We start from the raw sequence: 20,775 nt of genomic DNA on the forward strand, positions 1-20,775 counted from the left end.
ATCTATCGCCACGAATCGCTCATCTGAAGAACTATTCATATATAAAGATTAGCGTTCGCCGGAGGCGGCCTGTCAAGCGACGCCGTGCCCGGGCCTGTCCGGCGGACGGTGGCTCAGCCGCTGAGCAGGTACTCGCGGGCCTTCTCCAGCGGGGAGACGCCGTACTCCTCCTCCACCGCAGAAGCGATCAGATGGCAGAACAGGTGCCGCTGGATCGGGGTGACACCGAGCCGGGCCAGGTGGGCGTAGAGCATGTTGACCACGAGGCGGTGGGCGAGGAACCAGTCCGATTCGAGGATCTCGGTGCGGTGCCGGTCGGTGGACATGAGCACGTCGAAATAGTCGACCCGGTGACGCTGGAGCACCGGCTGCTCGGAGGCGTCCAGATCGATCTCCTTACGGGCCAGCAGCGGCAGGGCGATCTCCTTGTGGCGGCGGGTGAAGGTGATCCAGTCGCGTACGTGCGGCGCCGGGTCGCCCGCGTCGATCGACGCGACCACGTCGACCACCGTCGCGCGCATCTGCCTGGCGTTCTCGCGGTACCTGGCCTCGAACGCGGCCATGACCGCGTCCCGGTCCTCACAGCACGAGGTGGCCGCCGCGACGTGCGAGCGGTACGACATGTAACCGCGGCTGACCGGAGGGACGCTCACGTGCGCCACGGCGACCATGAGGTCGATGGCGACCGCGAACAGCGCGAGCTCACCCCGGCGGACCCGGTCCAGCGTGCCGAAGACGAGCCGGGTGCTCTCCGCGGCGGACGCGTCGATCAGGTCCGCCAGCGACCGGCCGCCGAAGACGCGCAACCGGTCGTCGTACGGCTCGGTCTGCAGGGAGTTGTCCGGATACCACGGCAGCAGCGGCCCGGTCTCGTGCTCCCGTACGGCGAGCAGGCGGTGGGCGGCGAGATGCTCGTGCTCGTCGAGGCGGGTGGTGGAGGGATGCTCACGCAGATAACCGGTGATCGCCTCGGTCGCGACGGGGAGGATCTCGCGTTCCCAGTCTCGCGGGGTCGCGCGGAAGTTGAGCCGCAGGTGCGGCCCCCGGCGCCAGTGGCGGACGAGGTAGGGCTGCCGGATGAGGCCGTCCAGGCGCTGGAACAGCGGGCGGACGCAGTCCAGGATCAGCGCGTCCTTGTCCCGGTCGTAGTAGCGGATCTGGATGCCGTGCCAGGGGAGGTCGCTCACGGGGTTCCCTCGCATCATGCAAACCCCTCCAGGGTGACTGCGGTCAGGTAGCGCAGGTGCGCCTCTTCGGCGATCGACAGGCCGAGACGGTTGCAGAACAGGTGGACGCATCGGTCCAGCACGCTCAGGACGTCGTGGCGGTCCGCGTCCGCCGGGGCGTCGACGGCGCCGGAAGTACGGAATGCCTTGCGGGCGCGGACCGGGGAGAAGCGCCCGGCCCGCTGGAGCGCGACAAGGCGCCGGTGCAGGGTGTCGACCGAGCGCCACCAGGCGCCGGGCGAGTCGTACGCGTCGCCGGTGTCGGGGACGCCGCCGGAAGACGGCCCGCCGGCGGAGCGGCCGGCTGTGACGTGGTTCCGGGAGGAGACGGCGCGGGCGGCGATGAGCCGGCACCTCTCCGCCTGTGCGGTGAGGGCTTCGCGCTGCTTGGTGAAGATCTCCACCTGCCGGGCACGGGCCGGTGCCGGATCCCATCGGTCACGCTCTCCGGCCAGCAGGAGGCCCAGGCGGCGGGGGCCGGGTTCCCAGGCGATGAGGGTGAGCATCATCGCGGCGAGGGCGTGGCCCAGCCGCCGCCGGTGGTCGTGCTCGCCGCGCAGGATCGCGAGTGCGATCCTGCTGGAGTCGGTGAAGTGCCGCTCGACGGCGGTGATCGCCTCCGGCCCGCCGAACGTCGCGTACTCGGGCCGGTAGGCGACGGCCTCCACGTGGTCGTCGGGCCGCAGTCGCTTGTCGTAGGTGTCCATGCCCTCCCGCCCGGCGAACTCCCGGGCGAGCAGCGTGTAGCCCTCGCGGTCCCACGGGGCCGTCGTCGGATGCGCCGCGAGGTGCTCTCGCAGCACGGCCGTGGCGTGTTTCTCGATCGTCGTCGCGTCGCCGGGGACGCGCGGCAGCAGGCGGAGCCGCAGATGCGGGCCGCCCTCCCAGTACCGCAGGAAGAAGAACCGGTCGAGCCGTTCGTCCAGTTCCCGCACCAGCCCGTCGACGGCCGTGCGGAGCAGCAGGTCGGTGTCGGTCCGGTGGAAGGCGTGCAGGGAGATCCAGCGGTCAGGCATGGCCCACCTCGACCACGTACTCGCTCACATGGCGGCGGTGATCGGGGTGGTCGCCGCCGCCTCCGAGGTCGGCCGCCGCCTCGAGGTCCGGGAGCGGCTCACGAAAGACGACCATCGATCCGCTCGCGTCCAGCCCTCGGTCGAACAGCGCGACCAGCGCCGGATCGGCCAGATCGAGATAGGTCGGCTTGGCGAGCCGCCCCAGGCGCAACCTGTCGCGTGCCGGCGCGCCGGGATCGGCCGAGGAGACGAAACAACGTTCCGGCAGGGCGTGCTCGGCGAACCAGGCCGCGAGCGCGAGCAGATGCGCCGCGGCGGAGTCACCCCTGCCTCGGCGCGGGATCTCGCGCACCGGGACGTACCAGGCGGCACGGGCCACGGTGACCCGGCCGACCGACACCCGGGCCGTACGCTCGACGCGGGCCGGCACCGACTCCGGCGGCCGGGAGAAGATCGACTCCAGCCCCATCACCGGGCTGGGCATGTCGCCGAAGAGCTGGAGCAGGAGGCGTGCCGTACGCGGCAGCAGCATGGGCGCGACCATCCCGGTGTACACCGGCAGGAGCGGGGTGTCGTGCCCGGCGCGCGTCAGAACGAGACCGCCGGCGCCGGGCTCGTGCCGGACGGCGAGGTCACGCAGGTCGAACACGGCCGGGCCGCTCGGGACCACACCCGGATAGCCGATCTCCTGGGCCGCCACCGTGGAACGCAGGTTGACGTTGCTGCCGAACAGCCCGGTGATCTCCACCGGCACGCCGCGTTCCGTCCCGAGCGGACGGTTCTCATCGGCGGGAACCCCGGCGACCCGCAGCAGGCGGTGCACGCGGCTGCGCATCGCGCCGTGCCCCGGGCCGAGCCCGTTGAGCACCAGCCGAACCGGCGTCTCCTCCGGCGGGCCGATCGTCTGCACGAAGCACGACAGCGACCCCACGGGACGGACGAACGCGGGACGGCCGACGGTAAGACCGGCCAGCACCGCCGGATCGACGGTGAGCGGGTCCGGGGTCTGGGGCAGCAGCCTGCGCGCCGCGGCCAGCGCCGCCGCGCGGGCGTCTCGAAGTTCGTCGAGCCGGGGCACGGCGGGCGTCCGGCCTTCCGGGGGCCGCTCCTGCCACGGATACATGAGCGCGTGCAGCTCACCGGCGAGGGTGCCGGGTGCGGCCCGACGGGTTCGCTCGGCGAGCGTTCGGTGGAACCGGCCGAACGGCACCCGCGCGCCGGCGCCGAACCACCGCGCGAACAGGTCGGCGGCGAGCAGCCGGGCGACGCCGTCCCGATCGAAGAGCGCGGCGAAGTCGGTGATCGCGTGCAGGTCGCCCAGGGCGGGACGCCAGGCGGTCAGGCCCAGCCGAGGTCCGGGCGTGGTGAGCACCGCGTTCTCGTGGAAGAGGTTGCGGTCCGGCAGGCGGTCGGCGTCGTCTTCGGCCAGCCGGATGAACGCCGAGCGCACCTTCCGCCGCAGCGCCTCGCGTTCCGACACGCGGGCCGCCTCCGGGTAACGGGCGAGCGCCTCCTGCGCGGCGGCGAGCGCCTTGCCCGCGGGATGCGTGCCGAGCCGATCGGTCAGGTCGGCGAGGTGCGCGGCGGCCTGGTCGGCGACCGGGGGATGGAGTTCCAGCACTCCCAGGTCGAGCAGCCTGCCGAGCGCGCCACCGGCCCTGGTACGGAGATCGTCGTACGGCGGGCGCAGCAGCCGCCGGAGCGGCTCGGAGGCGGCGATGCCGTTGTAGGCGTCCTCCTGGCCGGTCACGTACCACAGGCGGCCGTCGTCCTCGTCGAGGCTCGGGTTGGGCCTGACCACGAAGAGGTCCGCGAGGCCGTCGTCGGCGCGGGCCAGGTCGGTGAGCAGCCGCAGCAGCAGGGGGACGTTCGGCTCGACCGCGCTGCGCCACGCCCACGCCCCCTCCCAGCGGACCGGCTCGCCGTCGTCGCTCCACCGCCCGAGAGCCGCCATCATGAAGGTCGCGTGCGGGCTCGTCTTCGCCACGACGCGGGCCAGGTAGCGGGTGAGGCGGAGCGCGACCTGGCGCGGCGGGGCGGTGCCGGGCGGCGCGGCCAGCCACCGGTGCAGCGCGGCGGACATCGCCGGTCCCGCCTGGAGCACGCCATGGCCGAAGGCATCGGTGCCGACCCACCGGCGCAGCACCTCGTAGGCGTCCCGGCGCTCCTGATCGAGCTCCTCCGGCAGTCGCCGGACGAGCGCGTCATGCCGGTCGAGGTCCGCGATCCAGTCCGCGACGCGCGGAGCGAGGCCGGAACCGACCTCCACCGGCCAGGCGCGGCCCGCCGGGCGTCTCGCGTTGTACAGCGCCCGGCGCAACGCCACCAGCGCCGGCCGCCGCGGACCTGGTCCGACCGCTCCGATCACCGGCTCCAGCTCGTCCGCGAGCCGTCGGCCCTCGTCGGCCAGCCGGCGACGAATCGCCAGGATCTCCCGGACGCTCCGCCAGGTGGCCGTGCACCTCAGCTCCGCGAGTGCCGCCACCGGCAGCGCGGCGATTCTGGCGACCACGGTCGCGTCCACCGTGCGATGAGCCGCGTCGATCTCGACGCGTCCCGGCAGGCCACGACGCGTCGAGACCATGTGCGGGGAACCTAGATGAGCCAGCTCGTGCGCCCGGTGAGACCCGAGGCGCCCACCTCGGTGTTACCGAGCCCCATGCCCAGGGCCTTCACGAGATCCTCGCCGGGGAGCTCGACCGTCATCACGTCGAGCGCCTCCAGATCGAGGTGGAGTGGTTCGTTCGTCGCCATTTGAACTCCCATTCCTGCCCGCCGGAGCGGGCTGTGTCGGTGACGATCGTTATCGTAGGCACGGTCGACCGTCTCGTCATCCGACGGCGGGGGAAATAAATGATCGGGAGGCGCGGGGGTCGAATATCAATCGACTCTCGATGCTGCGGCGATGGGTGTCGTCACCTTTTCCACCAGCCAGGTGTCACCGTCAGCAAGATCACAGAACCATTCGGTGCCACGATGGTAAGAGATTGCTGTCTGTCGAAATAAGGGTCCTCGTCGGTGTCGACAGCGGGTTTTCGGGCGGGCGGAAGAACGGTTCTTTATTGAGCGTCCTAAGGACGGTGTGATTAACGGTGAGTCATCGCGCGTTACGTTCTTGTTTCGCTGCCGCGCGGTCGTGGGATCGCGAAGCCGAATCGCGTGGCGTCGCGCTTTCCGGCGATCGGATCGCGTTCTTCTTCCAGGATCGCTCGCCGTTCGGAAGGATCCCGGCCCGGACGCGTGAGGGGTGGGGAGTGGCCGGTTCATCCTCCACTCCAGGCGTCGTCGTCCTGGATCCAGCGCACCTCGTTCACCACGTCGACGACGCCGTTGACGCGGCCGATCACCCGGGCCGCTATCTCGGCTTCGCTGCGACGTTCCATGGTGCCCGTCAGGGTGACGACACCGTGGTCGACCCGGACGTTGACCTGCGCGGTCTCCATGCGCAGGGAGCGGCCGAGGACCTCCTCGCGCACCTCGTCGGCGATGTCGGAGTCGGGCCGGACGAAAACCCTGATCAGGTCGCGGCGGCTGACGATGCCCACCAGGCGGCCGTCCTGGTCGACGACGGGGAGCCGCTTGATGCCGTGCGCCTCCATGAGCCTGGCGGCGCCGACCGTCGGCGTCTTTCCGGTGACGGTGATCGCGGGGGAGGACATCAGTTCGGCGGCGACGTCGCCCCGCGCCCTGGCCTTCGGGTCGCGGACCTCCTGGTTCAGCCGGTGCCGCAGCCGGGCGCGCAGCGGCGGCTGGTAGCCCTCGCGGTAGTACTGCTCCCGGAACTCCTCCTTGGCGAGCAGATCCGCCTCGGAGACGATGCCGATGACACGGCCGTCCCCGTCCACGACGGGGACGGCACTCACCGCGCACGCGATGAGTGTCTCGGCGATGTCCTTGAACGGGGTGTCGGCGGTGACCAGCGCCACGTTCCTGGTCATGACGTTCTCTACCTTGGTGCGCATGGCATGTTCTCCACCCGTGATGATGCGGGCCCACTCGCCCGGCTCGAAGGTCCGCCCGGCGGACCTTCGAGCCGGGCGGAGTTCTCCGGGAACGGTCTCTTCCACTTCCTGCGGATGAGTGGGGTCATCTGCCCGGCTCTTCTCATCCCCATCTCACCCCCGTCGGGGAACCGTATGCAGGGCCGGAGGTCCCTGGCCGGCTGCCACCGGACGCGGCCCGTGGGCGTGCCGGAAACGGGCTGTCAGGTCTCCCGCTCGTCATGCCTGGACGAGAGACGGCGGCCGGTGATCTGTTCGGCGCGTACCACGATGTAGTGGTCACGGTTGGCGGGCGCCCAGGTGCGCAGGGGGAGTGCGGACAGGCGCTCGATCTCGTTCGGTTCGCGTACGGCGCGTGCGGGGCCCACGGCGGTGACCGACCAGCCGGTGCGGGCGGTGAGGTCGAACTCGTCGGCCTCGAAGGCGACGATCGCGTCGCTGGCCGCGGCGGCGAGCTTGGACCCGAAACCCGTGCGGATCACGATGTTCTCGCCGTCGAGCACGAAGTTGACCGGTTGCACCGCGGGCAGGGCCCGGTCGGTGAACACGATGCGCCCGATCGAGGCCGACGCCAGGAGCGTGACGCACTCCTGGCGCGAGAGGATCTGCAGACCTGCCGAGTCGAGCTTCATGCCCCTAAGGCTGCCCGGTCGCTCTCCGGCGACGTTAGGGGCGAAAGTCCCCTTCATCACCGACGATCTGCCCTCGGGCCGGGCGCCGACGGGACGCCGACGGGACATCGATCGATGACGCGTGCCGGGTCCGGGACGAAAGACTCTGCCCTCACGCGGTGAGATCGGGACCTGTGGCCCTGGAGCGGACCGCCGGGAGGGAGGTCTGATGGGGGAGAGGACGGAGGACACCACGCGCGTCGCGATGTGGCGGTCGTCCACTCCGGGCGGCGCCCGGAGGCCGGGAACATCCGTGAGGACTCGCAGGAATTGGGGAAGAAAATGTCGATCACCGTGAGTGACGTGATGGGCCGCACCGCCATCGCCGTGCGGCAGGACGCGGGTTTCGCCGACATCGTGGCCGTGATGCGACGCTTCGCCGTGGGCGCGGTGACGGTCGTCGACGTGGAGCGCCGTCCGGTCGGGGTGGTCTCGCAGGACGATCTGCTGCTCAAGGAGAGCGACGCGGTGCGCCACAGCATCTCCATCTTCGAGAGCGCCGCTCGCCGGCGCGAGCACGAGAAGGCCGCGGCGGTCGTGGCCAAGGACCTGATGACCTCGCCCGCGATCACCGTTACGCCGGGCATGCCCGTCAGGGAGGCGGCGCGACTCATGCACGACAAGAGGATCCAGCAGCTTCCGGTGATCGACCCGGTGACCGGCCGCCTCGCCGGCATCCTGCACCGGGCGAACCTGTTGCGCGTCTTCGACCGCGCCGAGGCCGAACTGCGCGCCGAGGCCGAAGCCGTCGCCCGCGACCTGAACACCACCGCCTCGGAGGTGGTGATCGGCGTCGAGAACGGTGTGGTGACGCTCGACGGCAAGGTCGAACACCGCTCACAGGTCGTCCAGCTCGTCGAGGCGATCCGCCGGCTCGAAGGCGTCGTCGACGTCACCTCACGGCTTGAGCACGGTGACGACGACCTGCTCGTCCTCCCGCCCCTGCTGTAGGCCGGCGCACCATCGGGATCATCGCCGGACGCGGTGGGCATGACGGTGGGCATGCGCTGTGCCGCCGGTCCGGTGGTGGTGGCGCGCGCTCGAAAGGTTCGAAGGGGATGTGAAAGACATTGCTGATCTACTTTGTAAAGGGCGCGGACTAGCTCAAAGCAGACAAATAGGACAAAAGGACTAAAGACGGCATTGAACAACAAAGGCGTGTCAGGTCCGGCGTGCGCTACGGGAAGGCGGGCCGTCGTTCGCTCGTAAGGTGCCCGATGTCGCCACACGTGCCTTTCTCCCGGCCTGGCAGGTGGCGTCACGGTGTCTGTGCCGGGAGGGCTCAACTCCGATGGTCGTGCGAGGTGTGATGGACGGCGACGGGCGCCCGAGCGTGGTGGAGCAGGGCGCGTACGGTCGAGCTGAGGAACATCGCCCGGCCGCGGGCGCCCACGACGACCAGTTCAGCGGTCTCGGAGGCGTCGATGAGCGCCTTGGCCGGATGCTTGTGCACGACCTGCTCGATGAGGGGCACGTCGGGGAACCTCTCCCGCCGGCCACTGAGCGACTCGGCCAGCAGGCGGGCCTCCTCGTCACCGACCTCTTCGACGTCGTAGACGAGTGGCTGCATGTCGCCGGGTGCTCTGCTGGCCGGGTGGGTCCAGGCGTGGAGCGCTCGCAGTGGGCGCCGGTGCAGGGCCGCCTCGCCGAAGGCGAACTCCAGGACGGGGTCCTGGTCGGGACGTCCGGTGACGCCGACGACGATCTCGCTGCCCCGGGTGGTGTGCGGCTGATTGACGATCACTACCGGGCACGGGGATCGGGCAGCCAGGTCGTGGCTGACCGAGCCCAGTAGCAGGCCGGCGAATCCGCCCAGGCCCCGGTGGCCGACGACGACCAGTTGTGCGCTCTCGGCCACGGCGGCGATCGCCTCCGCGGCGTTTCCGTCGAGGATCTCGGTGGTGACCTTCGGTGCGGGGTCGTGGGAGCGGACCTGTTCGGCTGCCCGGTGAAGGAGTTCCTCGCAGGCGGCTTCCTCGGCGGGGCCCCAGTGGCCGGGCTGGGGGACGAGCGGGACGTCGTAGGCCCAGCGCAGGGCGGCGTGGACGACGCGCAACGGCGCCTTTCTCAGGGTCGCCTCCCGCGTTGCCCAGGTCAGGGCCTGTAGCGAGGGCGTCGAGCCGTCGACGCCGACGATGATGGGTGCTGTCATGGTGACCGCCCTCGGTGCGTTCAGGGGCCGATGCTCTGATCCCGGTGGCCGGGCCCGAGATCCGGCGGGTTCTCGCGTGTGCCGCTGGCTTGTCTCATTCTTCGTGGCTCCGTCGTTCGCCGGGTAGGGACGAAGGTCCCCAGGGTTTCCTCGGGGCCGCCTCGTCGCCCGGCCGGGTGAGGGCGGGGGGAGGATCAGGGTTCGTCGCCCGGGTTTCGCGGGTGGGGGCCGTGAGGTGAGCAGGGCGGAAGGTCCCATCCTGGCGGGACCTTCCGCCCTGCTCTTCTGCGTGTGCCCTGGCGAGCATGGAGAGGGAGGTGAGAGCGCGATGAGCGATATTCGTGAGGTTGTCGTCGGCTATGACGGTTCCGACTTCTCCATGCAGGCCCTGGAGTGGGCGATGGACGAGGCCGAGCTCGGGGGGTTGCCGCTGAAGGTGGTTCACACGTGGCGGTGGCCGTATGGGGAGGCCGATGAGGATGCCAGGCTTCATCTGCGCAACGCCGCCGAGCATGTGCTGTATCACGGGGCCGACTGCGCTCGCGCGTGTAGCACGCTGACCGATGTCGCGACGGATCTGTATGAGGGCGCGGCCGCCGAACGGCTGGTCGAGCTGTCGGAGCGCGCGGCGATGATCGTCGTGGGTTCTCGGGGCATGGGCACCCTGGCCAGGACCATTCTGGGGTCGGTCGCCGGGTATGTGGCGGCTCATGCGGGGTGTCCGGTGATCGTGGTGCGCGGGCCCGGGCCGATCCCGGTGCCGAGGGAGCGCGGTGCCGTGGTTCTGGGGATGAGCGGCGACACCCCTGACGGGGTGATCGAGTTCGCTTTTCGTGAGGCCGCCCTCAGGCGGTTGAAGCTGACGGCGGTGCATGCCGGGCGCCTGCAGCCGTTGGTGCACGACACGCGGGTCGCGATGCACGCGGCGGAGGACGGCATGCTGGAGCGGCTGGGGCCATGGCGGATCGCCTACCCCGGGGTGTCGGTCCGTGCCTGTTTCGCCGCGACGTCCGCGAAGGACCTGCTGGAGGACGTGTCCAGGGAGGCGAGTCTGGTGGTGGTCGGCGGGGCACGTGATCACGGCAGGCTCGGCTCGACCTCCAGGTCGGTTCTTCAGCACGGCTTCTGCCCCGTGGCGGTCGTTCCCGCGGGCTGGGAGAGTCCGCCGCGGAGTGAGCCCGCTCGGGCGGGCTTCGACACCTCCGGTGACCTCTGAGGTCTCTTCGGGCATTCGGCGGGGCCGATGGGGTGAAGGGCCTCGGGTCTTCGAAGCCGCCTGGATCACGGTCGAGGGGCTGAAGAACCCGGGGGAGGTGAATTCTTTACCTTCGGTGTCTTGTCCGGGCTGGGACGTCGTCGACGTCCCACTTCAGGTTGTCGATCACGTCGACGACTCCGTTCACCCGCTGGGTTATCCGTACCGCGAGCCGGGCGTCCTCGCGCCGGTGCATGTGGCCGCTCAGGGTGACGACGCCGTGTGCGACGGTGGCGGTGGCGGTGTTGGGGGCGGCCCACAGGGAGTGTCCGAGAATGTTCTCCTCCACCTCGCGGGCGATGTCGGCGTCACCGCGGACGAAGATCTTGAGCAGGTCGTGGCGGCTGACGATGCCCTGGAGCGATCCGTCGGCATCCACCACCGGCAGTCTTTTGACGCCGTGTTCGATCATGAGGCGTATGGCGGACACGACGGAGGCGTGCTGCTGGACCGTGATCGCGGGGGCGGTCATCAGGTCGGCGGCGGTGTCGCCACGGGCTTTGACGCGGCCGTCACCGCCCTTCTGGCCCAGGCGGTGCAGTAGCCGGATGCGTAGCGGTGGATGGTAGTCCTCGCGGTAGTAGCGCTCTTTGAAGCCTTCCTTGTGGAGGAGGTCCTCTTCGGAGACGATGCCGATGACGTGTCCTTCGTCGTCGACGACGGGGAGCGCGCTCACCGTGTGGGTGATGAGCGCCTCGGCGACGTCCTTGAACGGGGCGTCGCCCCTGACCGACGTCACCTTCGTGGTCATGACGTCTTTGACCGTGGCGTACATCGGCGACCTCCTTCTGGACGCGGGTCCTTCGTGGTGTGGCGGCCCCGCACGGATCGAGGGTGGCTCGCCGCTGCCCGCCGGGTTCCCGGATCTCCATCTCACTGCCGGCGGGGGCGTCCCGGCAGAGGCCACAGGTCCTCGATGTGGAGGTCTTTCGGCCACCGGGTGGCAGGGCTCCCCGAGCCGGTCGGCGAGGTCGTGTCTCGTCGGTCAGGTGTTCGTCATCGGGGGGGTGAGAGCTGCTCTCGAATGAGTGTCCATGAGTGTCCTTTAGGTATTACGAGTGATGTATGATCTCACGCATGAACCTGACGGAATGGGCGCGGGCGCAGGGGATCGCCCCGCGTACTGCGTACCGCTGGTTCCGTGAGGGTACGTTGCCGGTCCCTGCGGAACGGGTGGGGCCACGCACGATCCTGGTCAACATCGACGCGAACACCTCACCCTCCGCGACCGGTGGCGTGGGCCTGTATGCCCGGGTCTCCTCACACGATCAGAAAGCCGACCTGGAGCGGCAGACCGCACGACTGTCGCAGTGGGCCGCGAAGTGCGGGCACCGCGTGGTGCGGATCGAGTCGGAGATCGCCTCCGGGATGAACGGCGGGCGAACCAAGGCCCGTCGACTGCTGGCCGACCCCGCTGTGACCACGGTGGTCGTGGAACACAAGGACCGACTCGGCCGGATGAACGTCGAACTGGTCGAGGCCGCACTGTCGGCCACCGGGCGCCGCCTGGTGGCGCTGGATGACGCCGAGGTCGACGACGACCTGGTGCGCGACATGGTGGAGGTACTGACCTCGTTCTGCGCCCGCCTGTATGGGCGCCGGTCGGCGAAGAACCGCGCCCGCAAGGCCCTTGAAGCGGCCGAGCGTGGCTGAGACGAGCAAGAAGCAGCTCCGGCCGATCGACGACCCGTTCGTTGCCCTGGGCCCGTCCGGCGTCGCGATACGCGACCGTCTCAAAGGTCTCACCGCGCAGGACGACACGGTGTTGCGCCTGATCGGCGAGCACCTGGGACGGCTGGCATCGCAGGACCTCAAGGCGCGCTGCCGCGATGGCCTGGAACACAACAACGACACGTGGGCGGCCCGTAAGCAGGCTCTGACCGCACGGTCGTCTTCTCGCTGGGCCGGGTCGATCACGAAGGCCACCCACGATCAGTGGGCACTCTCGCGGCGCTGCCAAGCCGTGCACATCCACAACCTTGAGGCCAATGTGCGGACGCTGATGCACCGGCTGTCGCAGCCGATCGGCGAGAAGGGCACCAAGCGGGCGCCGGGCGGCTACCGCTCCAAGGGCGAGTGGTTCCACAAGTCCCGGCGCCTGGCAACCCTGGAGCATCGTCTCAAGGTCGCTCGCGCCGAGCGTGAGGACGGTGTCGTGCACGTCGTGCGCGGCGGCCGCAAGCTCCTCAACAACCGGCACAACCTTCCAGCCGCACAGCTCACCGAACAGCAGTGGCGTGACCGGTGGGAAGCCGAGCGCTGGTTCCTCGCCGCTGACGGCGAGTCGGGCAAGCGGCTGGGCAACGAGACCATCCGCGTCACCTCCGACGGCGAGGTGTCCATCAAGCTGCCTGCTCCGCTCGCTCACCTGGCCAACAGCAAGCACGGCCGCTACGCCCTCGCCTCCACGGTGGCCTTCCGGCATCGCGGCGCCGAGTGGCGCGACCGCATCGAGGCGAACCGGGCTGTGGCGTACCGCATGCACCTCGACGTGGCACGCGGACGCTGGTACCTGACAGCCTCCTGGAGTCGCCCGGTGGTCAAGACCGTGCCGCTGGAGGCGGCACGCGCCCGTGGCATGGTCGGCGTGGACACCAACGCCGACCACTTCGCCGCCTACCGGCTTGATGCCTGCGGCAACCCGGTGGGCGAACCCAAGCGGTTCTTCTACGACCTGTCCGGCACCGCCGATCATCGTGACGCGCAGGTCCGGCATGCCATCACCCGCCTCCTGCACTGGGCCAAGCGGGTCGGCGTGGCCGCGATCGGCATCGAGAACCTGGACTTCGCGCAGGACAAGACCCGCGAGAAGCATGGCCGCAGGAAACGGTTTCGGCAGTTGATCTCCGGCATGCCCACCGGCAAACTCCGCGCCCGGCTGGTGTCGATGGCCGCAGAGCACGGCCTCGCCATCGTCGCCGTAGACCCGGCATACACCTCGATGTGGGGCGACGAGCACTGGCGCAAGCCCCTCACCAGCAAGATCCGCACAATGACCCGTCATGATGCCGCGAGCATCGCGATCGGGCGACGCGCCCTCGGGCACCCGATCCGGCGACGGACGGCACCGCCCCATGACGACCAGAGCGATCGTCGTGGGCATCGGACCGTCCAGGCCGGACCAGGCGCACGGGGGCGTGAGGGAACCCGCCCACCCGTCACGGAGCGTGCACACGATGCGCGTGGCCGGACGGGCACTCAGCGAACGCGGGGGACCAGCGCACCCAAAACCGTTCGGGATGCGCGCAGTTCCGGGACGTGGGTACAAAGCTCACTCCTGGACACTGTTTAGGAACGGTAAACGATGGCCGGAAGAGTGGATACGGCCTCCTTGGCGGGGGGTGTCCGGGTGCCCGGGTGCGAAACTTGGGGTATGGCGAAGATCGAGCCGGGTGCGTTGATCACGCACATGCGGCTGGACGAGCTGCTGTCGGAGTTGCGGGTGCGGCTGGAGGCGGTGCTGGCGACCCGTGACCGGGTGCACGCGCTGCTCGAGGCGGTGGTCGCGGTGGGTGGCGATCTGGATCTGGAGACGGTGCTGCGCAGGATCGTGGAGGCCGCCACCGCGCTGGTGGACGCCACCTATGGGGCGTTGGGGGTGGCCGGTGAGCACAGCACGCTCGTCCAGTTCGTCCCGGTGGGGCTGAGCGAGGAGGAGATCGCGCGGATCGAGCACTGGCCGCACGGGCTGGGCCTGCTCGGGTTGCTGATCAAGGAGCCGCAGATCCTGCGGCTGGCCCACATCTCCGACCACCCCGCCTCCTGTGGGTTTCCGCCCGGTCATCCGCCGATGGGGTCGTTTCTGGGGGTGCCGGTGCGGGTGCGTGAGGAGGTGTTCGGCAATCTTTATCTGACCGAGAAGCGTGGTGGGGGGGAGTTCGACGAGGAGGACGAGGCGATCGTGACGGCGTTGGCGACCGCCGCGGGGGTGGCGATCGAGAACGCTCGTCTGTATGAGGAGACGCGGCGCCGGGAGATGTGGTTGCAGGCGTCGGCGGAGGTGACCACCAGTCTGCTGTCGGGGGCGGAGCCGCGCGAGGTGCTCGGGCTGATCGCGCGGCGGGCGCGGGAGATGGCGGGGGCCGATGTCGTGGCCGTTCTGCTGCCTGATGAGAGTGGTCGGGTTCTGCGTACGTTGATCGCCGAGGGGGAGGCCTGTGAGCAGGTGGCCCATGCCGAGGCGTTGGTCGCCGATTCTCTGGCCGGTCGTGCTTTCGTCACGGGTGAGCCGCTCATGGTGACCGATCCGGGTGAGGTGAAGATCCCGATCGTGATCGCCGAATACATCTCGCTCGGCCCGGTGGCCGCGGTGCCGATCGGAGCGTCGGGAGGTGTGCGGGGGGTGTTGTCGCTGGGTAAGCGTTCGGGGCGCCTCCCGTTCAGCAGGGATGAGCTGCGCACCCTGCACTCTTTCGCGGGGCAGGCCGCGATCGCCCTGAAGCTGGCCGAGAGCCGGATGGACGCCGAGCGGCTGAGTCTGCTGGAGGATCGCGACCGGATCGCCAAGGACCTGCACGATGTGGTGATCCAGCGGTTGTTCGCCGTGGCCCTGACCTTGATGAGCACGGTGCCGTTGATCGAGCGGCCGGAGGTCTCGTCGCGGCTGCGCGGCTCCATCGACGAGCTCGACGGCACGATTCGGCAGATCCGTTCCACCATTTTCGCCTTGCGTGCCTTCCCTCAGGAGGGCGCTTCCGGGTTGCGTGCGGGGATCGTGGCCCTGGTGGAGGGGGTGCGCGGTCAACTGGGTTTCATGCCGGGCCTGGAGATGGGGGGGAGGCTGGACGTTGCGGTGCCGGAGCCGGTGGCCGAGGACCTGCTGGCCGCGTTGCGTGAGGCGTTGTCCGATGTGGTGCGTCATGCCGAGGCCTCGAAGGTCGACATATCGGTGGACGCCGGTCAGGAGCGGCTCGTCCTGACCGTGGTCGACAACGGGGTCGCCGTGTCCGCGGACGGCGGGCACGATGGGCTGCGTGATCTGCGGGAGCGGGCCGAGCGGCTGGGCGGGTCCTTCGTCGTCGGCTGCTCGCCGGAGGGTGGCACCCGGTTGGTGTGGAGCGTTCCATTAGGTTAGGTGCGGGCGGGTCGTGAGGGCGGGTTTCACAGCCGTTCCCCGGTGCGGGTGTTGTCCCGGTCCCAGGTGAGTTCGTCGATCACGTCGATGACTCCGTCGATCTGGCGGGTCATGTCCAGGGCGATCCTGGTGTCCCCGCGCAGGGTCATTCGTCCGCTCAGTGTCACCACGCCGTCCTTGACGATGACCCGGACGAGGGAGGTGTCCATCCACAATGAGCGTGTCAGGACGTCCAGGCGGACCTCGCGTTCGATGTCGTGGTCGGAGCGGATGAACGCCCTCAGCAGGTCGCATCGGCTGACGATGCCCGCCAGGCGGCCTTGTCCGTCGATCACCGGGAGCCGTTTGACGTCGTTCTCCCTCATGAGCCGGCCGGCGTCCGCCACCGGGGCGTCCTTCGAGATCGTGATCGCGGGGACGCGCATCAGTTCCCTGGCGACCTCGCCTCCGGTGCGGTTCGCGTAGGTCTGCCGTTTGGGCGGAGTGGGCTCGCCGGAGAGTGTGTCCTGGGGTTCCTTGCTGCGGAGCAGATCGGCTTCGGAGACGATCCCCACCACGCGGCCGTCGTCGTCCACCACCGGCAGGGCGCTCACCGTGTGGGTGAGAAGCGTTTGCGCGATGTCCTTGAAACCGGTGTTCTCACCGACCGAGATCACCTTCCGGGTCATCACGTCCTTGACGGTGAGGTGGTGCATCTCGCCTCCGAACAGGTGGTGACATGGGCCGGCCTGGTCACTTCCGCGCTCACCGGCCGTGACTCGTCCATACGGGCAGCATCGGCCGTACTCGCGGCGTTTTCCAGGGTCCAAGGACTCTATGAGCCGGGACCGTCGGCTCTAAGGGGGTGCGGGGCGCTTGAGCGATCAGGGGGCGGTTTCAGTCGTAGTTCGGCCAGGTCGGTGACGACCAGGTCGGCTCCGGCGGCGCGCAGGGCGTGTCCTCGGGTGTGCCGATCGACGCCGATGACGAGTTTGAAGCGGCCTCGCCTGCCGGCTCGCACACCGGCCAGGGAGTCCTCCACGACGGCTGCCCGGCTCGGGGCCACCCCCAGTCGCCGGGCCGCGTACAGGAACAGTGCGGGATCGGGTTTGCTCGCGAGTCCGAGCCGGGCGGCGGTCACGCCGTCGACCAGGACGTCGAACAGGCCGGTGGCGTGCGCGGCGTCGAGCACCCGTGCGCAGTTGCGGCTCGCGGAGACGGCTGCGGTGAGTACTTTTCTGCGTCGCAGTTCGCGAACGAGTGCAAGGGTCGAGCGGAAGGGGGCCACGCCGTGGGTGTCGAGTTCGGCCAGGAAGAAGGCGTCCTTTGAGGCGGCGAGATCCGCCGCCGTGTCGGGATCGATGGTGATGTTTCGGGAGTGCAGAAAGTCGTTCACCCCGTCCAGCCGGGATTTGCCGTCGACGTGGGACAGATAGTCCTCGTCGGCGTCGAACGGCCGGAACGGCTCGCCGGACCGTCTGGCGTGCTCGCCCAGGAAGGCGTCGAAGACCTGTTTCCACGCGGCGGCGTGCACGGTGGCCGTGTCGGTGACGACCCCGTCGGTGTCGAAGATCATCGCGGCGATCTCTTCGAGGTCCACCACTGCGGGAGGCGTCATGGAGCGCTTCCTTCCTTGCCGGGCACGACGGCTGCCCGATCTCGCCGTCAGGACTGATCGGCCCTGCCGCTTCCGCAGGCCGGTGATCTTCCCCCGGAAGCGCGGACGACCGTCCGGGCGGCCACACCGGTGTGGATCACGGGCCGTGCAGGATGTGTGGATCACGGGCCGTGCAGGATGCGGCGGCCGGTGATCTCGGAAGGAGTGATCTTGACGTAGAGCTCGCGGTCGCCGCCGGCCCAGGGGTGGACGCCCAGGGTCATCACGGCCGCCTGCTCTTCGGCGGTGGAGACATGATGGACACCGCCTCGGATGAGGACGCTCCAGCCCTCGCGGTTGGCGTCGTCGATCCGATCGACCTCGAAGGCGACTTTGAACTCGACCCCCTTCACGCCGGTCCTCAGGCTCTCGTCGAGCGGGCCGCCGAAGGCGGTACGGAAGATCACGCAGCCTTCGTGCAGGACGTAGTTGACCGGCAGGATCATCGGGCCGCCGAGGTCGTCGAAGGCCAGCCGGCCGACCCCGCCGGGGGAGATGAGCCGCAGGCACTCCTTCGCGTCCAGGCGCTTCAGCTCAGGGTGAAGTGCGGCTCGTCCCTGCCCGGGGGGCTGGTCGACGGTCCCTCCCAGGAGTTCGGCGGTGCTGGTGTCCAGGGCGGAGGCCAGGCGCTCGATGGTCTCGATGGCGGGGGCGGCCGCCCTCTGCTCCACGTAGGCGAGGTAGGAGGGGTTGATGTCGGCGCGCTTCGCCAGTTCTTCCCGGTCGAGGCCGAGGCTTTCACGTCGTCGGGTGATCCGGCGGCCGAGGTCACCGGGAGCGGCGAGGCGTTCAGCCATGGGGTTTTCCCCTTTCAAGGTGGGTGTCGTCCGCGGAGACGGGCTTTTCATGCCGTCGCGGTGTTTTTCGAACCTCCCCCCGTAGGACGGCCACGTCGGATGCGACGCCGGGCTCTGGCGGCCGGCCTTCGGGGAATCTCTTCACTGGGAACGCTATGGCGCGGGCAGGGGCGGTAACAGGGCCGAAAGTCCCGTGCGCCACGGCCAGGTGACCTTGCCGGTAGTGTGCCGGTCGTCTGCTGATCGCGTGCCGGTTCTCAGCGGAGCCGGCGGCGCAGAGGGGAGGGGACGGGTGAGGCCAGGGCCAGCCGGATCCGCACGTCCACCACGACGGCGTCGGCGGGACCGACGACGATCGGGTTCAGGTCCAGCTCGGCGATCTGGGGAAGATCTTCTGCGAGTTTCGCCACCCTGACGATGTGATCCTCCAAGGTGACGGTGTCGGCCACCGGACGCCCCCGGTAGCCGAACAGAAGGGGGGCGCAGTGCAGCTCCCGGATCATTTCCGCGGCGTCCTGGCCGCTCAGCGGGGGACTGCGGAAGGCGCGGTCGGTGAGCAGTTCGGCGCTCACGCCTCCCAAGCCGACCATGACCAGAGGACCGAAGGAGGGGTGGCGGACCGCGCCGACGATGATCTCCACGCCGTCGGGGGCCATCGGCTGGACGATCGCGCCGGTCATCTCCCGGCCGACCGTGTCCTTCATCGCCCGGTAGGCGCCGCGAACCTCCGCCGAGGTGCGCAGCCCGAGCCGGACGCCGCCGACGTCGCTCTTGTGCACCGGTCCCGTCGCCTTCAGCGCGACGGGGAATCCGAGGTGGGCGGCGGCGAGGGCGGCCTCTTGCGGAGAGTCCGCCCTGATGAACTTCGCCACGGCGACCCCGTAGCAGCCGAGAAGCCGGGCGGCCGTCACCGGGTCGAGCCAGCGGCCCTGAGGATGGTGCGACAGGTCTTCCTCGACGAGTCCCTGTGCCGCCTGGATATCCGTCCCCGCAGGAGGGACGAAGGGCAGGACCGGACGTGAGCGCCACCGCGCGTAGGCCACGGCCCGGCTCACCGCCTGCACGGCCTGCTCGGGAAAGGCGTACACGGGCACCGGGCCGGTCGTCCCGTCACGGCCGACCACGCAGGCGACGACGGTCTTGTTCGCCGAACTCGCTACCCGTGCGATCGCCTCACAGGTGCGTTCGGTACCCGAACCGAACGGCGGGGTGTAGACGATCAGCACGGTGTCGACCTCCGGGTCTTCCAGCGCGGCCAAGGCGGCGAACTCCAGCTCGTCGGCCTGCCCGTCGGCCGTCAGGTCGACCGGGTTGGCGACGGCGGCGGCCGGGCGCAACCCGGAGCGCATCCGTCGCTGGGTGCCGGGCGACAGTTCCGGTACGAGAAGGCCGTGACGTTCACAGGCGTCGGCGGCGAGCGCCTGTGGCCCGCCGGAGTTGCCGACGATCGCCACCCGGTCTCCGGCGGGCAGCGGCTGGGTGGCCAGTAGCCGTGCGGTGTCCAGCAACTCCTGCATGCCGTCGACGCGAATGACTCCGGCGGCGCGTAACAGGGCGTCGACGGCGACGTCCGGGGTCGCGGCGGCGGCGGTGTGCGAGCGTACGGCCCGGTCCCCCGAGGTGCTGCGGCCGCTCTTGATCGCGACGATCGGCTTGTGCCGTCCCACCCGGCGGGCGATCCTGCCGAACTTCCGCGGGTTGCCGAAGGACTCCAGGTACAGGGCGATGACCGTGGTCTGGGGGTCGTCCTCCCAGTACTCCAGCAGGTCGTTGCCGCTGACGTCGGCCTTGTTACCGACCGAGACGAAGGAGGAGATCCCGATGTCGAGCGTGGTGGCCCGGGCGACGAGCCCGGCGGCCACCGCTCCGGACTGCGACATCAGCGCGACGGCGCCCGGCAGCGGAGGATGGGGCAGGAAACTGGCGTTGAGGGCGGCGCCGGTGCTCACGATTCCGAGGCAGTTGGGGCCGATCAGCCGAATCCCTCCGGTACGGCAGATGCGCAGCAGTTCGGCCTGGCGCTCCGCTCCCTGCGGGCCGGTCTCCGCGAAGCCGGCGCTGACCACGACGAGCCCGGCCACGCCGTGGCCGGCGCACTGGCGTGCGACGTCCAGGACCGCGTTCGCGGGCGTGGCCACGACGACCAGGTCGACCGGCTCGCCGATCGAGGACAGGTCGGGATGGGCGGGGAGGCCGAGGATGTGAGTCGCCTTCGGATTCACCGGGTAGACCGGGCCGGGAAATCCGCCGTCGAGCAGGTTTCCCAGCAGCCGATGCCCCACCCGGTCCGGCTCGCGGCTCGCTCCCACGACGGCGATCGAGCGGGGAGACAGCACTCGCCTCAGCGAGGCGCGCTCCGCCTCGTGGTCGCGCCGCTCGATCGCGGCCGTGAGCGCGTCCGTGGGGCGCAGGTCGATCCGGACGCGTATCTCGTCGCCGGTGAACTCGCGTGTCGTGGTGAGACCGAGGTCGGAGAGAACCTTCAGCATCGTCCCGTTTCCGGTGAGCACGTCGGCCACCAGTTCGCCCACCCCCCGGGCCGCGGCGTCGAGCGCGAGGTGTTCCAGCAGAAGGGTGCCCAGACCACGGCCGTGGACGTGGTCGTCGATGAGGACGGCCACGTCGGCGCTGTGCCGCCTCTCGTCGGGGATGTACTCCGCGACCGCGACGAGCCGCCCGGAAAGGAGGGCGACCTGGGCGTGCCCGCGGTAGCCGGGGCCGGTCAGCCGGTCCATGTACAGGTGGGCCGTGGCGCGACCTCCGGCGAAGAACCGCAGGTAGGCCGACTTCTCCGAGGTGTGGTCCACCAGGGCGTGCAGGGCCGTGCGGTCCGTGTCGCGCAGCGGTCTGATGTGGGCGATCTCCCCGGTTCGAAGGAGTGCGTCACATTCGTCCAGGATCGACATGAAGCAAGCCTTTCCCGGTGCTCCGCCGCCTGTCAGGAGTC

General features: G+C 69.9%; 17 protein-coding genes. 5 read left to right on the forward strand and 12 right to left on the reverse strand.

Annotated elements, in window-relative coordinates; translation table 11 throughout:
* Nucleotides 1-113: 113 nt before the first annotated feature.
* From ACFY3V_RS30615 to ACFY3V_RS30640, 6 genes are all read right to left on the reverse strand, one after another.
* Nucleotides 114-1,187, reverse strand: coding sequence for a thiopeptide maturation pyridine synthase (locus tag ACFY3V_RS30615; protein WP_389778302.1), 1,074 nt, complete (start codon nucleotides 1,185-1,187; stop codon nucleotides 114-116).
* Nucleotides 1,188-1,201: 14 nt separating this feature from the next.
* Nucleotides 1,202-2,242 (reverse strand): lantibiotic dehydratase C-terminal domain-containing protein, encoded by a 1,041-nt coding sequence (locus tag ACFY3V_RS30620; RefSeq protein ID WP_389778304.1) that lies wholly within the window; start codon nucleotides 2,240-2,242, stop codon nucleotides 1,202-1,204.
* Nucleotides 2,235-4,826 carry a hypothetical protein gene (locus ACFY3V_RS30625; RefSeq protein WP_389778306.1) on the reverse strand — a complete coding sequence of 864 codons (2,592 nt, stop codon included), beginning with the start codon at nucleotides 4,824-4,826 and terminating at the stop codon, nucleotides 2,235-2,237. The genes ACFY3V_RS30620 and ACFY3V_RS30625 overlap by 8 nt, the downstream gene beginning before the upstream one ends.
* An 11-nt stretch (nucleotides 4,827-4,837) precedes the next feature.
* The gene (locus ACFY3V_RS30630) at nucleotides 4,838-4,996 is read right to left on the reverse strand and encodes a hypothetical protein (protein ID WP_350946147.1); all 159 of its coding nucleotides are present in this window, start codon (nucleotides 4,994-4,996) and stop codon (nucleotides 4,838-4,840) included.
* Between the two features lie 509 nt (nucleotides 4,997-5,505).
* The gene (locus tag ACFY3V_RS30635; RefSeq protein WP_362900938.1) at nucleotides 5,506-6,204 is read right to left on the reverse strand and encodes a CBS domain-containing protein; all 699 of its coding nucleotides are present in this window, start codon (nucleotides 6,202-6,204) and stop codon (nucleotides 5,506-5,508) included.
* Between the two features lie 242 nt (nucleotides 6,205-6,446).
* Nucleotides 6,447-6,875 (reverse strand): pyridoxamine 5'-phosphate oxidase family protein, encoded by a 429-nt coding sequence (locus tag ACFY3V_RS30640; RefSeq protein WP_350946145.1) that lies wholly within the window; start codon nucleotides 6,873-6,875, stop codon nucleotides 6,447-6,449.
* A 321-nt stretch (nucleotides 6,876-7,196) separates the two neighbouring features.
* Between ACFY3V_RS30640 and ACFY3V_RS30645 the strand changes: the two genes are divergently transcribed.
* Nucleotides 7,197-7,865: a CBS domain-containing protein gene (locus ACFY3V_RS30645; RefSeq protein WP_362900935.1), complete on the forward strand. Its 669-nt coding sequence runs from the start codon at nucleotides 7,197-7,199 to the stop codon at nucleotides 7,863-7,865.
* Nucleotides 7,866-8,196: 331 nt separating this feature from the next.
* Here the strand turns inward: ACFY3V_RS30645 and ACFY3V_RS30650 are convergent, their stop codons facing one another.
* Complete coding sequence (locus ACFY3V_RS30650; RefSeq protein WP_362900933.1) at nucleotides 8,197-9,066, reverse strand: universal stress protein; 870 nt, start codon at nucleotides 9,064-9,066, stop codon at nucleotides 8,197-8,199.
* 328 nt (nucleotides 9,067-9,394) lie between these two features.
* On the opposite strand from ACFY3V_RS30650, the gene ACFY3V_RS30655 reads away from it, so the two are divergent.
* Complete coding sequence (locus tag ACFY3V_RS30655; RefSeq protein ID WP_362900931.1) at nucleotides 9,395-10,282, forward strand: universal stress protein; 888 nt, start codon at nucleotides 9,395-9,397, stop codon at nucleotides 10,280-10,282.
* 106 nt (nucleotides 10,283-10,388) lie between these two features.
* On the opposite strand, the gene ACFY3V_RS30660 is transcribed toward ACFY3V_RS30655, so the two are convergent.
* Nucleotides 10,389-11,096, reverse strand: coding sequence for a CBS domain-containing protein (locus tag ACFY3V_RS30660; protein ID WP_362900929.1), 708 nt, complete (start codon nucleotides 11,094-11,096; stop codon nucleotides 10,389-10,391).
* 302 nt (nucleotides 11,097-11,398) lie between these two features.
* Here ACFY3V_RS30660 and ACFY3V_RS30665 point away from each other — a divergent pair, with 302 nt between their 5' ends.
* From ACFY3V_RS30665 to ACFY3V_RS30675, 3 genes are all read left to right on the forward strand, one after another.
* Nucleotides 11,399-11,974, forward strand: coding sequence for an IS607 family transposase (locus ACFY3V_RS30665; RefSeq protein WP_362900927.1), 576 nt, complete (start codon nucleotides 11,399-11,401; stop codon nucleotides 11,972-11,974).
* Complete coding sequence (locus ACFY3V_RS30670; RefSeq protein WP_389778311.1) at nucleotides 11,967-13,613, forward strand: IS200/IS605 family accessory protein TnpB-related protein; 1,647 nt, start codon at nucleotides 11,967-11,969, stop codon at nucleotides 13,611-13,613. The genes ACFY3V_RS30665 and ACFY3V_RS30670 overlap by 8 nt, the downstream gene beginning before the upstream one ends.
* Nucleotides 13,614-13,694: 81 nt before the next feature.
* The gene (locus ACFY3V_RS30675) at nucleotides 13,695-15,395 is read left to right on the forward strand and encodes a GAF domain-containing protein (RefSeq protein WP_389778313.1); all 1,701 of its coding nucleotides are present in this window, start codon (nucleotides 13,695-13,697) and stop codon (nucleotides 15,393-15,395) included.
* Nucleotides 15,396-15,421: 26 nt separating this feature from the next.
* Here ACFY3V_RS30675 and ACFY3V_RS30680 read toward each other — a convergent pair whose 3' ends face one another.
* From ACFY3V_RS30680 to ACFY3V_RS30695, 4 genes are all read right to left on the reverse strand, one after another.
* Entirely contained in the window at nucleotides 15,422-16,090 is a 669-nt protein-coding gene (locus ACFY3V_RS30680; RefSeq protein ID WP_362900921.1) for a CBS domain-containing protein, read from the reverse strand.
* Nucleotides 16,091-16,209: 119 nt separating this feature from the next.
* Nucleotides 16,210-16,992, reverse strand: a complete 783-nt coding sequence (locus ACFY3V_RS30685) for an HAD-IA family hydrolase (protein WP_362900919.1) — start codon at nucleotides 16,990-16,992, stop codon at nucleotides 16,210-16,212.
* Between the two features lie 161 nt (nucleotides 16,993-17,153).
* Nucleotides 17,154-17,828 (reverse strand): pyridoxamine 5'-phosphate oxidase family protein, encoded by a 675-nt coding sequence (locus ACFY3V_RS30690; RefSeq protein WP_362900917.1) that lies wholly within the window; start codon nucleotides 17,826-17,828, stop codon nucleotides 17,154-17,156.
* A gap of 257 nt (nucleotides 17,829-18,085) precedes the next feature.
* Nucleotides 18,086-20,734: a GNAT family N-acetyltransferase gene (locus ACFY3V_RS30695; RefSeq protein WP_389778317.1), complete on the reverse strand. Its 2,649-nt coding sequence runs from the start codon at nucleotides 20,732-20,734 to the stop codon at nucleotides 18,086-18,088.
* Between the last annotated feature and the right edge of the window lie 41 nt (nucleotides 20,735-20,775).

The sequence above is a fragment of the Streptosporangium sp. NPDC000095 genome (genome assembly GCF_042899335.1).
Taxonomy (GTDB): Bacteria; Actinomycetota; Actinomycetes; order Streptosporangiales; family Streptosporangiaceae; genus Streptosporangium.